Genomic DNA, 13,154 nt, shown 5'->3' with positions numbered 1-13,154 from the left:
CGCCCGAAGCCGAAAGAAGTTAGACCGCACGACCTGGAGGAAGAACTAGTGAAGCGACTCCTGCTCAGCATCACCGCGCTCCTGCTGACCACGGTCATGGCAGTGGCCATGGCCCAGGGCGAGTACCCCTGGCAACCCACCCAACCGATCACCATCATCGTCCCGTGGGCGGCCGGTGGTTCCACCGATCAGATGACCCGCATCGTCGCCGGCGAGATCGAGGATGAACTCGGCGTCAGCGTTGTCGTCGTCAATCAGCCGGGGGCTTCCGGTTCGATAGGCACGGCCAACGCCCTCAACGCGCCCAAGGACGGCTACACCTGGGCCGCCGGCGCCATCCGTGACGTGGGCACCTATCCGGTCCTGGGCATGCTCGATACCTCGGCCGCCGACTGGCACCTCTACTTCGCCGTCGCCAACACCGGCGTGGTGGGCGCCAACCCCCGCACCCCATACGAGGACTTCGGCGACCTGCTCGAAGCGATGCGCGAGAACCCCGGCGAGATCTCCGTCGCGACGGCCGGTCTCTCCTCGGCCGGTCACACCGTGATGGAGCAGATCGCCCAGGCGGCGGACCTCGAGTACCGCCACGTGCCCTACGACGGCGGCAACCCGGCGGTCATCGCCACCGTCGCCGGTGAGACCGACATCACCACCCAGCTCGCCGTGGAGCAAGCCGAGATGATCCGCGGGAAGCGCATCCGGCCTCTGGCCGCTTACAGCGATCAGCCGCTGGTCATCGAAGGCTACGGCGAGATACCGCCCATCACCAACTGGCTGCCCGACATGCAGATCCCCATGAACTACTTCGGGATCTGGGCGCCCAAGGGCATACCCGACGAAGTGGTCGAAACCATGAACATGGTCTGGGAGAACCGCATCCAGGACAGCGAAGCGCTCCGCAACTATGCGCAGTCGCGCGGCGCGCTGTTCACCCCGATCTACGGCGAGGAGGCCTACCAGGACTCGCTCTCCAGCATCGCTCACCAGGCGTGGACGCTCTACGACGGCGGCAAGGCAGTAATCGAGCCGAGCGAAGTGGGTATCCCGCGGCCCGAGTGAGGCGGCGGCAACTCTCGTGACTCACCTCCTCCCGTTCGCTGCTCGCCGGCGGTGTAGAGGCAAGTGACCTCTAGACAGGACTTCTACACCGCCCTCGTCCTCATCGTCTTCAGTGGCGCCGTGGTGTTCGAATCGCTGCGGATGCCGGTGTTCGAACAACGCGGAGGAACCATGCTGACGGCTCCCGGCCTCGTGCCGGGAGCTCTCGGCATCATCCTCGCGCTGTGTGGCTTGATCCTGCTCGTGCGCTCACTGCTCGCTCGGAAGCCGCACGAGTCGAGGAACCTCGAAGCCGAAAGCGTCGAGGAAGGAACACCGGCCGCCTGGTCCAGGCTCATCACGATGGCTGTCCTCAGCATCGGGTACGCCGGCGGACTGGTGGGCTGGCTGCCCTTCTGGATGGCGACCTTTATATTCGTGAGCCTCTCCGTGGCGATATTCGAGTGGAACCCGCGGAATCCGCCTGGCAAGCGCTACCGTCTTCTGGGCTTCGCCCTCGTCGAGGGTCTGCTGGCAGGCCTCGCGGTGAGCTACATATTCGAACAGATCTTCCTGGTCCGGCTGCCTTAGATGGAGTCTGAAAAGTGTTAGAGGGACTTACCTACTTCCTCCAGGCGATCCTCGACCTACTCAGGTTCGAGCCGCTCTTCCACGTCGCCTGGGCCACCATCCTGGGCATCACCGTAGGGATGCTTCCAGGGCTCACCGCCACGCTGGGCGTCGCCCTGATGACCACCCTCACCCTGGGGATGGCTCCGGAATACGCGATCCTCATCCTCATCTGCATGTACGTGGGCGCCATCTACGGCGGTAGCCGCAGCGCCATCCTCCTCAACATCCCGGGAACCCCCGCCAGCGCCGCCACCACCCTCGATGGCTTCCCCCTGGCCAAGAAGGGCCTGGCGGGCCAAGCGATGGGGATCGCCACCAGCGGCTCGGTCATGGGAACCCTGATCGGCATGTTCTTCCTGGCGACTCTATCCCCGCTTCTCGCCGAAGCGGCACTGCGCTTCCAGTCGTTCGAGTTCTTCTGGCTGGCGGTGTTCGGCGTCGTCATCTGCGGGCGGTTGACCGCGATGGGCGACCCCCTCAAAGGGTGGATCTCCGGCTTCCTGGGCCTGCTGGTGGCGATGGTCGGTCAGGAAACCATCTACTCCTACCCGCGCTTCAGCTACGGCGACATGAACCTCGCCGGCGGCTTCGGCCTGCTCCCTGTGCTGGTCGGGCTGTTCGGCTTCGCAGAGGTGCTGGGCGTGATGATGATGCCGGCCTACAACGCCGTGAAGGACGCCTCCGACTCGATCATCCCGCGGATCAAAGACGTCGCCAAGTATTGGGTCACCATCATCCGCTCTGGCCTCATCGGAACGGTGATGGGACTCATCCCCGGCGTCGGCGAGGACATGGGGGCATGGGTCTCCTACGCCGCCGCGAAGGGATCGAGCAAGCACCCCGAGGAGTACGGCAAGGGCTCCGTCGAGGGTCTGATGGCGGCAGAGACGGGCGACAATGCCGTCGTGCCCGGCGCTATGATCCCGGTCCTCACCCTGGCGATCCCCGGCTCGGCGCCCGCGGCGGTGCTGCTGGCGGCGCTCTTCATCCACGGAGTGCAACCGGGACCGCTCCTCATGATCACCGACCCCAGCTTCGTCTACGAGATCACCGCGATGATCTTCTTCGCCACGCTGGGGATCCTCGTCTTCGGACTGCTGCTCACCAAGCCGATGCTCCTGGTGCTCAGGGTGTCGAGGGAGCGGCTCATGCCGGTCATCTTCGTGCTCTGCACCGTCGGTTCCTTCGCCATCGCGAGCCGCACGTTCGACGTCTGGGTGATGCTCGGGTTCGGGGTGCTCGGCTTCGCGCTGCGCCAGCTCAAGTTCCCGATGGCGCCTCTCATCCTGGGCGTGGTCCTGGGTCCCATCCTCGACGTCAACCTGCGCCGCGGTCTGGTTCTCACCGGCGGTGACCTGCTCCCCTTCTTCACACGACCCATCAGCCTGGTCCTCTGGGTCAGCATTCTGATCACCTTCCTGCTTGGCTCGGAGTGGTTCATGGGCCTGTTCAAGCGTAGGGGTTCTGCCGGCGCGGACGCCGAGCGGAAGAGTTCGTAACGGGTGGCCTTCGAGATCGGTGTCATCACCGACGAGGTCGCCGGTGACTTCGAGAGGGCCTGCGAACTGGCGGCGGCCTGGGGACTCCGGCACGTCGAGCTGCGCACCATGTGGGGCGAGAACGTCCTCCAGCTGAGCGAGTCGCAACTCGAGCGCGCCGAGCGCATCCTCGAGCGACTCGGCCTGACCGTCACCGCGATAGCTTCGCCCGTGTTCAAGTCGCCGCTCGACGGCAAGCCCCGGGCGATGGCGGCCGACTTCGCTCTCGGCGGCTCGGAGAGCTTCGAGGAACAACTCGAGCTGCTCGATCGTGCGGCGAGCCTGTGCCGGCGCTTCGGCACTCGCTTCGTGCGGGTGTTCAGCTTCTGGCGTGAACCGTGGAGCGACGAGGTCGCAGCAGACCTGATCGGCAAGTTGGGCGATGCGGCCCGCTTTGCCCGCGAGCACGACGTCGTGCTGGCCGTCGAGAACGAACCGGTCTGCATCGTCGGCACCGGCGAGGAACTGGGCCGGCTGTGGAGGGGGCTGGAGGCTCGGTTGGCCGCCGATCTGCTCTCCCACCTCACGGTGCTCTGGGACCCGGGGAACGCCCAGGCGGCCGGTGAGGACGCCTTCCCTCGCGGTTACCGTTCACTTCCCGGCGGCTCCGTTGGTCACGTTCACCTGAAGGACGTGGTCAGAGGGGCCGACGGCGCCGCCTCCTTCGTTCCGGTCGGCCGTGGGGAGGTCGGCTTCGAGCAGCAGCTCAGGGCGCTGCGCCATGACGGCTACGGGGGTCAGCTGGTACTCGAGCCGCACTACGACCCGGCGGGGGTCGCGCAGGCCGAAGCGGCCCAGCAGGCGGTGAAGGCGGCCCAGCAGCTCGTGGAGAAGGTCCTGGCCTAGAGGTCCGCCTGGTCGCCCCTCCGGCGGCAGCTGCGTGAGCGGCGCGGCCGAAGGGGCGGCGCGGTCGGGGCGGTGCTCGGTAGAGGAGGCACATGCATCAGTACGGATTCGCGGTAGTGGGCACCGGCAACATCTCCGCCGCTCACATCGACTCGATAGAACGGCTACCCAACGCCCGACTCGTCGGCGTCCTGGGCCGCAGCCCAGAACAGGCGAGGGATCTGGCCCGGAAGCACGACGCCAAGGCGTACGACGACCTGAACTCGCTCGTCGCCGATGACGAGGTCGAGGTCGTCTGCGTCTGCACGCCCAGCGGAGCTCATCTGGAACCCGCCGTCGCGGCTGCACAGGCCGGTAAGCAGGTGGTGGTCGAGAAGCCGCTCGAGGTGACGGTCGAACGGGCGCGGCGCATCATCGAGGCGGCCGAGCAGGCAGGGGTGAAGCTGGCGACTATCTTCATGGCTCGCTTCTCGGACTCTCACCGTCTGCTCAAGCGAACGATCGAGGCGGGAGAGCTGGGCCGCCTGCTGCAGGCCGACGCGTCGGTCAAGTGGTACCGCTCCCAGGCGTACTACGACTCCAGCGACTGGCGCGGGACGTGGGCGCTCGACGGCGGTGGAGCCCTGATGAATCAGGCGATCCATGCGGTCGACATGCTGCTCTGGCTGATGGGTCCCATCCAGGAGGTTTTCGCCTACGCCGCGACGCTGGCACACGAGCGCCTCGAGGTCGAGGACACGCTCGTCGCCGTTCTCCGCTACGCCAACGGCGGGCTGGGCCAACTCAGCGCGGCCACCTCGCTCTTCCCCGGCCAGCCGAAGGTCATGGACATCCATGGTGACAAGGGGTACGTACGGGTCAAGGACGACAGCATCGAACAGTGGCAGCTGGCAGGCGTCTCCGACGAGGAGCGTGAGCGGTTGCTGGGTAGGTACTCGGCGCAGGCTTCGGGGACGTTCAGCGATCCGATGGCGATGTCGTTCGAGAACCACCGGCGTCAGCTCGAGGAGTTCCTGAGGGCAGTCGAAACCGACGTCGGGCCGCTGGTGGACGGCTATGAAGGGTTGCGGTCGGTGGAGGTCGCCGAGGCGATCTACCGCTCGGCGAGGACAGGCGCGCCCGTCGAGCTCGCCACCCGCGACCGAGACCGCTAAGGATCCGGTGCCGGAAACGATCGTACTCGGACCCTCGCTTGTCGAGGAAGCCGTCCTGCTCTCGGGCCAGGTCGGCTGGAACCAGAGCGAGGCCGACTGGCGGAGGCTGCTGGAGCTCGACGGGGCCCGCGGAACAGGCATCCGTGAGGACGGCGAACTGGTCGCAACGGCCACGGTTATCGCCTACGGAGACCGGCTGGCATGGATCGGCATGGTGATCGTGCGCGAGGACCAGCGCGGCAGGGGGCTGGGGCGAACCGTGCTGCGGCGATCGCTGGAGTTGGCGCAGGAAGCGGGTGTTGCGGCGGTCGGGCTCGACGCTACCCGGTTCGGAGAGCCGCTCTACCGGACAGCCGGCTTCGAGGCCGTCCAGGCGGTCGAGCGCTGGGCTGGTTCGCTCGCTGCGCCCACCTCCGGGGCGTCCAGTGCCGGCGCCACCGCGATCACCATGGAATCTCTGGCCGAGGTCGCCGATTTCGACCTCGAGGCAACCGGGGTCGATAGACGAACGCTGCTGGAAAATCTGCTCAGAGAACCAGCCAACGCCGGCTGGTTCACTCGGACGGGGCCGGGGGTCAGCGGTTACGCGATCGTGCGGCCGGGCCGTGAGCAGTGGCAGTTGGGGCCGCTGGTCGCCAGCGGCGAGGGGCAGATCAGCGAACTGCTGATGGCGGCCGCGAGGCGCCTGCAGGGTGAGCCGGTGCTGATGGATGTGCTCGACTCCGAACTGACTACCGTGCTGCTGGGAAGAGCCGGACTCGCTTCGCAGCGGCGGCTGTCACGGATGAGCCTGCAGGGGCGGCCGCCAACGCTCACCGGCGCCGCCGTGCGGCTGGCGGCCGGACTGGAGTTGGGTTGAAGGGCGCGAAGCCGCGGGCGGGGGAGAACGGTACGCTCGCGCGGATGGGAGACAGCCGTTGCGCTATCTGCTCTGTAACGAAGTCGTACGCGAACTAAGCTTCGAGGCCCAGTGCGAGCTGGCGCTGCAGCTGGGCTTCGACGGGCTCGAACTGGCGCCGTTCACTCTCGGCGAGGAACCGCACCTGGTCCCGTCCGCCGAACGAGCCCGGCTACGCCGAACGCTCGAGGAGACCGGCTGCGTCGTCGGCTCGCTGCACTGGCTGCTGGTGAGCCCCCAGGGGCTCTCGATCACGAGTCCAGATCCGGCAGTTCGCAGGCGCACGTTCGAGGTGATGGAGGGACTGGTCGAACTCTGTGCCGACCTGGGCGGCAACGTGCTGGTTCACGGTTCGCCCGGGCAACGCGAGCTGACCGAGGGGGACAGGCAGGGGGCGAAGGAGCGGGCCCGGGAGGCTTTCGCCAGAGCCGGCGACTCTGCCCGCGTGGCCGGTGTCACCTACTGCATCGAGCCGCTCTCGGTCCAGGAGACCGAGTTCGTCAATACCGTCGCGGAGGCCGCGGAGATCGTCGAGGAGATAGGCAACAGGGCGCTCCGCACCATGATCGATTGCCGGGCGGCCCGGCTGAGCGAGTCGGAGGGGGTCGCCGACCTCATCAGGCGCTGGGTGCCGCCCGGGATCGTCTCCCATGTGCACCTGAACGACCGCAACAGAGGCGCGCCCGGTCAGGGCGAGGACGAGTTCGCCTCGGTGCTGCGGGCCCTGGACGAGGTGAACTACGAGGGCTACTGCGGGGTGGAGCCTTTCGTCTACCTGCCCGACGGACCCACCACCGCGGCCCGGGCGATCGGCTACCTGCGGGGCGTGGAGGAGGGGCTCGGCTCGAGCGCGCGGAGCTGAGTCACTCCAGCCCCAGATGTCGCAGGTAGGCCGAACGGGCCGCGCGGTTGTGACCCCTTATCAGGCTCGCCAGCTTCTCCTCGTCGCGCAATTCCAGCGCCTCGAAGATAGCCCGGTGCTCGACTTGCGCCTGTGCGAGCCGCTGCGCCGAGACCTCCTCCAGGTAGCGTCGCCTGAGCAGGTCCCACTGGTCCATCACCCGGCCCAGCATCCGCCCGGTGAGTTCCTTGCCGCCCGCAGTGCAGATGAGCCGGTGCAGTTCGACGTTGGCGCGTGACCACGCCTCGGGGTCGTCGGTCAGGCCGTCCATCCTCCTCACGATCTCGCGGATGGCCGCCAACTCCTCCTCACCGCTCGACCTGCAGGCGGCCCGGCCGCCCAGCAATTCGAGCGACTCCTTGAGCTCGAACACCTCTTCTATCCACTCGACCGGGAGGTCTGCGACCTTCGCCCCCACGAACGGTTCTACCGTTACGTACCCCTCTGCCTGCAGCTGTTTGAGGGCCTCGCGGACCGGGATGTGGCTCACCTCCAGGTCGCGACCGATCTCGTCGGTCCGCAGCCTGCTGCCCGGTGGCAGGTCGCCCGAGAGGATGCGGTCACGAACCGCCCGGTAGACCCGGTCCTGCTTGCGGCCGCGGGCCGCTGGAGAGCGCGTGGCGGCGATGCTCACTCGCGCCACCGCGGGTAGGGTCGGTCAGCCGTCGCCCAGGACATGCCGGCGGTACCTCTCCTTCATGAGTGCGACTACCTCGTCGGCGGGCGTCTCCCAGATGTCGCGGTTGAAGATCTCCACCTCGACCGGTCCGTCGTAGCCGGCCCGGGCGACCGCCTCGAAGAGGCCGCTGAGGTCGATGGCGCCGTCTCCCATCATGCCGCGGCCCATGAGCACGTCGGGCGGCGGGGCCAGCCAGTCGTCGACGTGGAACCCGATGATCCTGCCGGTTGCTCGTTCGATGAGCTCGTACACCTGGTCGTCCCACCACACGTGGTAGACGTCGACCACCACCCCGACCGCCGCCGAATCCAATCGCTGGGCCATCGCTACCGCCTGACCCAGGGTGCAGATCACCGACCGGTCGGCGGCGAACATCGGGTGCAGCGGCTCGATCCCCAGTTTCACTCCGCGCTCGCTGGCGTATGGCAGCACCTCCGCGATGCCCTCCTCGACCATCCGCCTCGAGCCCTCGAGGTCGCGGCCGGCTATCCCCCCGCAGACGAGCACGAGCACGTCGGTGCCCACGGCGGCGGCCTCGTCGATAGCACGGCGGTTATCGTCGATCCGCTCGCGACGCTCGCTCTCGGTGGGAGCGGGGAAGAAGCCGCCGCGGCAGAGGCTCGACACCTTCACCCCGGTCTCCTCGAGCAGCCGCCGGGCCGACTCGACCCCCTCCTGAGCCAGCTTGTCGCGCCACAGGCCCACGTAGGGGATGCCGTGCCGCGCGCACCCCTCGATCGTCTCGCGAACTCCCCACGACTGGACCGTGGCCTGATTCAGACTGAGCCGCTCGAGGGGACTCTTGACCCAGGCGCCTGCATCCGACCGCCCGTTCACCGTTCCCGCTCCGCTCCTTTGCGCGTCGAAACCCGGCTCACGCGTCGACCCCGGCCAGTTCGAGGAAGGCCCGCATGCGGGCAACGGCCAGCTCCGGGTCGGCAAGCAGTCCGGCCCGGTCGGCCAGAATGAAGAGTTCGCTCAGGTGGGGGACTGACCTGGCGCTCTCCAGTCCGCCTACCATCCGGAAGTGGGACTGGTGGCCGTTCAGGTAGGAGAGGAACACCATCCCCGTCTTGTAGTAGTAGGTGGGCGTGCTGAAGATGTGGCGCGCCAGCGGGACGGTGGGCGCAAGAATCTCCCGGTACTCCTCGACCCGGCCGTCGTCGAGCGCCTGCACGGCGGCAGAGGCGGCCGGCGCGATGCCATCGAAGATACCCAGCAGCGCGTCGCTGTGACGGTCGCCGTCGCCGAGGATCAGTTCGTCGTAGTTGAAGTCGTCCCCCGTGTACATGCGCACGCCGTCGGGCAGCATCGAGCGCAGCTGAACTTCCCGGTCCTTGTCGAGGAGTGACAGCTTGACGCCGTCGATGCGGTCGCGGTGGTCGTGGAGCAGTCCGAGGCACAGTTCCATCGCCCGGTCGAGCTCGGCCGAGCCCCAGTAGCCCGCCAGGGCGGGATCGAACATCTCGCCAAGCCAGTGGATGATCACCGGCCGCTCCAGTTCGCTCAGCACCTCGTCGTAGACGCGTCGATAATCCTCCGGTCCTCCTGCCGCTGCCGCGAGGTGCCGGCTGGCCATCAGGACGATCCCCGCCCCCTGCTCCTCGATGTAGCGGCACTGCTCGATGTAGGCAGAGGTGATCTCGCTCAGCCCGAAGCGCTCGTCGGGCGGAAGCTGGTCGGTCGACGCGCCGCACACGAGCGCTCCGCCGACCGTCTTGGCTTCGGCGGCCGTTCGGGCGATCAGCTCCCGGGTCGCCCGGTAGTCGAGACCCATCCCGCGTTGGGCGGTGTCCATCGCTTCGGCCACCCCCAGGCCCCAGCTCCACAGGTGGCGCCGGTACTCCATGGTCGCCTGCCAGTCGAGAACAGCCCGCTCGGTGTCGCTGGCCAGCGGGTCGGCGACGACGTGCACGGCCGCGTAGAGGATCCGGCTGGAGAGCGGCTCGACCGGTCGGGTGAACGCCTGGGGTTGGCCGGGGGAGTAGCGTTCGAGGCTGCCGTCGAGGCGCGGGATCGTGAGTTCCCTGCTCGCGACGGTCACGCTCGCAACTCCGGCACGTCCAGCCAGCAGCCCTCACGCCACGACTTGAGGCCCAGTTCGGCGAGTTGCACGCCCTTGGCGCCCTCCAGGAGCGTCTGCCGGTAGGGCGTTCCCTGTGTCACGTGGCGCAGGAAGAGCTCCCATTGGGTCTTGAAACCGTTGTCGAACGCCTCGTTGTCGGGCACCTCGGTCCAGTCGTTCCGGAAGTCGAACGGGTTGGGCACGTCCGGGTTCCAAACCGGCTTCGGCGTCATGGCTCGGTGCTGCACCCGGCATTCGCGCAGGCCCGCGACCGCGCTCCCCTCGGTGCCGTCGACCTGGAAGGAGACCAGTTCGTCGCGATAGACGCGGGTCGTCCAGGAGGAGTTGACCTGGGCGATGACCCCGCCTTCGAGGCGGAAGGTGGCGTAGGCGGCGTCGTCGGCGGTCGCCTCGTACGGCTCGCCGCGTTCGTCCCAACGCCGGGCTATGTGCGTCGCTCCCAGGCAGGAGACGGCGCGGACCTCGCCGAAGAGGTTGTCGAGCACGTAGCGCCAGTGGGGCAGCATGTCGACGATGATCCCCCCGCCCTCCTCCTTCCGGTAGTTCCACGACGGCCGCTGAGCCGACTGCCAGTCGCCCTCGAACACCCAGTATCCGAACTCGCCTCTTACCGAGAGGATCCGCCCCAGGAGGCCGCTGTCGATGACCCTCTTCAGCTTGAGGAGGCCGGGAAGGAAGAGCTTGTCCTGCACCACGCCGTGCTTCACCCCCCGGGCCTCGGCGAGGCGCGCCAGGTCGAGGGCGTCATCCAACGACTCGGCTGTAGGCTTCTCGCAGTAGACGTGCTTGCCGGCCTCGATGGCAGCCTTCACGGCGGGCACCCGGGCCGAGGTGATCTGAGCATCGAAGTAGATCTCGATGTCGGGCTGGGAGAGCGCCTCGCCAAGGTCCGTCGTCCAGCGGTCGATTCCGCTTTCGGAAGCGAGCTTCCGTAGCTTCGACTCGCTGCGACCCACGAGCAGCGGCTCGGGCCACAACACCTCGCCGCCGCCCAGGTCGAGCCCGCCCTGCTCCCGGATCGCCAGGATCGAGCGCTGGAGGTGCTGGTTCCTGCCCATCCGGCCGGTTACGCCGTTCATCGCTATGCCGATCGTTCGTCTGCTCACGGGAGCCTCCTCGGGGTGGCCGGTTCGACCGGTCGGTTATCCGGGTTCCGATCGTGTAGACCGAGAATATAATATATTCTCCGCCCGAACCGGGATTGCCGGCGAGCGGCCGAAGCCACCGCCTGCCGGCTGAGTTACCATGCGCGGGTGATCGGATCGGTTGCGGAACTCGAAGAGCGGTTGGCGGCGCCCTCGCCTGGGGTAGTGGAGGACCTGGCGGACCTCGACGGCGACATCCTGGTCCTGGGAGCGGGCGGCAAGATGGGTCCCAGCCTGGTGAGGATGGCCTGCAACGCCATCCGCGAGGCAGGGGTCGAGAAGAGGGTCACTGCCGTCTCGCGCTTCGGCGACGGGCGGCTACGGTCCCAGCTCGAAGAGGCGGGCGCCACCACCATCGCCCTCGACCTGCTCGAGCCCGGCGCGATGGAGGCGCTTCCGGACGCAGCGAACATCATCTACATGGTGGCGATGAAGTTCGGCAGCACCGGAAACGAACACCTCACCTGGGCTCAGAACGCCTTCCTGCCTGGCCTCGTGGCGCGCCGTTTCCGCGACTCGCGGATCGTCGCCTTCTCCACCGGAAACGTCTACCCGCTGGTGCCCGTGGCCTCGGGCGGAAGCCGCGAGGGCGACCCCGTGGGGCCGGTCGGCGAGTACGCCCAGTCGTGCCTGGGACGGGAGCGGCTGTTCGAGTACGGCTCGCACCAGTACGGCACTCCGGTGCTGCTGTACCGCCTCAACTACGCGGTCGAGCTGCGCTACGGCACCCTCGTCGATATCGCCACAGCTATCAGCAACGGCGAGCCGATAGACGTCTCCATGGGTCACATGAACGTTATCTGGCAGGGTGATGCCAACCGGATCGCGCTGCGCTCGCTGAAGCTGTGCGGCTCGCCACCAACGGTCCTCAACGTGACCGGCCCGGAGATCGTCTCCGTCAGGCGGGTCGCTCAGGAGCTGGGCAAGCTACTGGGCATCGAGCCGGTCCTGGTGGGCGAGGAGCAGGAGACCGCCCTACTCAACAACGCCGGCAAGGCCCACACCCTCTTCGGCTACCCATCTGTGACGGTCGACCAGCTCGTGGAGTGGGTTGGGGAGTGGATCAAGAGGGGCGGAGAGACGCACGGCAAGCCCACCAAGTTCAGCGTCCGCAGCGGGAGGTTCTGATGGCCCGTGAACTGGACCCGAACCTACGTCGCCACCTCCACGCCGGCACCGTGATCCCTGCTCATCCGCTGGCGCTCGATTCGAAGCGCGAACTCGACGAGCGGCGCCAGCGCGCCCTGACCCGCTACTACCTGGCTGCCGGCGCGGGCGGCCTCGCGGTGGCGGTGCACACCACCCAGTTCGAGATCCGCGAGGTCGGCCTGCTGGAGCCGGTGCTGCGGCTGGCGGCGGAGGAGGCCCAGGAGCGGAAGAACCGGGGACCGCTGGCGCTCGTTGCCGGGGTGGTCGGCCCGACCGAGCAGGCGGTCCGGGAGGCCGAGCTGGCTCGGGAGCTGGGTTACGACCTGGCCCTGGTGAGCCCCGGCGGCGTGCCGTCCTACAGCGAGGAGCAGCTGCTGGAGCGAGCTCGAGCGGTAGCCGAGGTGCTACCGGTCTTCGGCTTCTACCTGCAGCCGGCGGTAGGCGGTCGCGTCCTCGGTTACGACTTCTGGCGAGACTTCGCCGAGATCCCCGGCGTGGAAGCCATCAAGATGGCGCCCTTCAATCGCTACCGAACGCTCGACGTCGTTCGCGCGGTGTGCGAATCGAGCCGGCGTGACGAGATCGCTCTCTATACGGGCAACGACGACAACATCATCGCCGACCTGCTGACCCCCTACGACCTGATGGTGGACGGCAGACCGGTGCGCAAGTGGATCGTCGGGGGCCTGCTGGGTCAGTGGGCGGTGTGGACGCACACGGCCGTACGGATCCTGGAGCGGGTGAAACGGGCGAGGCAGTCGGACGACGCCGAAGAGCTGCGGGAGCTGCTCAGCCTGAACGTCCGCCTGACCGACGCCAACGCGGCCGTGTTCGATGCCGGCAACGACTTCCACGGAGTCATCGCTGGTGTCCATCAGGTCCTCGCGGATCAAGGGCTGCTCGGGGGAACCTGGTGCCTCGATCCGCAAGAGTCGCTGTCAGAAGGGCAGCGGGAGGAGATCGACCGCGTGCGGACCGCCTACCCGGAACTCACCGACGACGCTTTCGTGGCCGAGCACCTGCAGGAGTGGCTGGCGACGGCGAAGCAGCGGGCCTAGGAGGCCTGGCACACCCTCTCGAACGG

General features: G+C 67.7%; 13 protein-coding genes. 9 read left to right on the top strand and 4 right to left on the bottom strand.

The genetic code is table 11. The annotated features are described in order from the left end of the window. The first annotated feature begins 48 nt into the window (after positions 1-48). From VF168_05440 to VF168_05410, 7 genes are all read left to right on the top strand, one after another. The gene (locus VF168_05440; GenBank protein HEX7003607.1) at positions 49-1,062 is read left to right on the top strand and encodes a tripartite tricarboxylate transporter substrate binding protein; all 1,014 of its coding nucleotides are present in this window, start codon (positions 49-51) and stop codon (positions 1,060-1,062) included. 63 nt (positions 1,063-1,125) lie between these two features. Next, on the top strand, positions 1,126-1,632 hold the full coding sequence (locus VF168_05435) for a tripartite tricarboxylate transporter TctB family protein (GenBank protein ID HEX7003606.1): 507 nt from the start codon (positions 1,126-1,128) through the stop codon (positions 1,630-1,632). A gap of 14 nt (positions 1,633-1,646) precedes the next feature. Beyond that, a complete protein-coding gene (locus VF168_05430; protein ID HEX7003605.1) occupies positions 1,647-3,173 on the top strand; it encodes a tripartite tricarboxylate transporter permease in 1,527 nt (508 codons plus the stop codon). 3 nt (positions 3,174-3,176) lie between these two features. Further along, a complete protein-coding gene (locus VF168_05425) occupies positions 3,177-4,058 on the top strand; it encodes a sugar phosphate isomerase/epimerase family protein (GenBank protein HEX7003604.1) in 882 nt (293 codons plus the stop codon). A gap of 92 nt (positions 4,059-4,150) precedes the next feature. Continuing rightward, positions 4,151-5,212, top strand: a complete 1,062-nt coding sequence (locus tag VF168_05420) for a Gfo/Idh/MocA family oxidoreductase (GenBank protein HEX7003603.1) — start codon at positions 4,151-4,153, stop codon at positions 5,210-5,212. 7 nt (positions 5,213-5,219) lie between these two features. Then, positions 5,220-6,071 carry a GNAT family N-acetyltransferase gene (locus VF168_05415; GenBank protein HEX7003602.1) on the top strand — a complete coding sequence of 284 codons (852 nt, stop codon included), beginning with the start codon at positions 5,220-5,222 and terminating at the stop codon, positions 6,069-6,071. Between the two features lie 58 nt (positions 6,072-6,129). Then, positions 6,130-6,972: a sugar phosphate isomerase/epimerase family protein gene (locus tag VF168_05410; GenBank protein HEX7003601.1), complete on the top strand. Its 843-nt coding sequence runs from the start codon at positions 6,130-6,132 to the stop codon at positions 6,970-6,972. Position 6,973: 1 nt separating this feature from the next. Here the strand turns inward: VF168_05410 and VF168_05405 are convergent, their stop codons facing one another. Genes VF168_05405 through VF168_05390 form a run of 4 tightly spaced genes read right to left on the bottom strand, consistent with a single transcriptional unit; the run spans position 6,974 to position 10,882 of the window. Continuing rightward, positions 6,974-7,654: a GntR family transcriptional regulator gene (locus tag VF168_05405; protein ID HEX7003600.1), complete on the bottom strand. Its 681-nt coding sequence runs from the start codon at positions 7,652-7,654 to the stop codon at positions 6,974-6,976. A gap of 15 nt (positions 7,655-7,669) precedes the next feature. Continuing rightward, positions 7,670-8,527 (bottom strand): sugar phosphate isomerase/epimerase family protein, encoded by an 858-nt coding sequence (locus VF168_05400; GenBank protein ID HEX7003599.1) that lies wholly within the window; start codon positions 8,525-8,527, stop codon positions 7,670-7,672. Positions 8,528-8,564: 37 nt separating this feature from the next. Continuing rightward, positions 8,565-9,734, bottom strand: a complete 1,170-nt coding sequence (locus VF168_05395) for a dihydrodipicolinate synthase family protein (protein HEX7003598.1) — start codon at positions 9,732-9,734, stop codon at positions 8,565-8,567. Further along, positions 9,731-10,882 (bottom strand): Gfo/Idh/MocA family oxidoreductase, encoded by a 1,152-nt coding sequence (locus tag VF168_05390; protein HEX7003597.1) that lies wholly within the window; start codon positions 10,880-10,882, stop codon positions 9,731-9,733. Before VF168_05390 ends, VF168_05395 begins: the two co-directional genes overlap by 4 nt. A gap of 147 nt (positions 10,883-11,029) precedes the next feature. On the opposite strand from VF168_05390, the gene VF168_05385 reads away from it, so the two are divergent. Continuing rightward, entirely contained in the window at positions 11,030-12,049 is a 1,020-nt protein-coding gene (locus VF168_05385; protein ID HEX7003596.1) for an NAD-dependent epimerase/dehydratase family protein, read from the top strand. Beyond that, entirely contained in the window at positions 12,049-13,128 is a 1,080-nt protein-coding gene (locus VF168_05380; protein ID HEX7003595.1) for a dihydrodipicolinate synthase family protein, read from the top strand. Before VF168_05385 ends, VF168_05380 begins: the two co-directional genes overlap by 1 nt. The last annotated feature ends 26 nt before the right edge of the window (positions 13,129-13,154 follow it).

This window comes from Trueperaceae bacterium (assembly GCA_036381595.1).
Lineage (GTDB): Bacteria > Deinococcota > Deinococci > Deinococcales > Trueperaceae > DASVCN01.
The sequence above is the reverse complement of the archived record's forward strand: the minus strand, read 5'-3'. Positions and strand labels throughout refer to the sequence as shown.

Bases quoted from the DNA above. Each gene is read 5' to 3' on its own strand.
- VF168_05380 (HEX7003595.1), top strand. From the start codon at position 12,049: ATGGCCCGTGAACTGGACCCGAACCTACGTCGCCACCTCCACGCCGGC.
- VF168_05420 (HEX7003603.1), top strand. From the start codon at position 4,151: ATGCATCAGTACGGATTCGCGGTAGTGGGCACCGGCAACATCTCCGCC.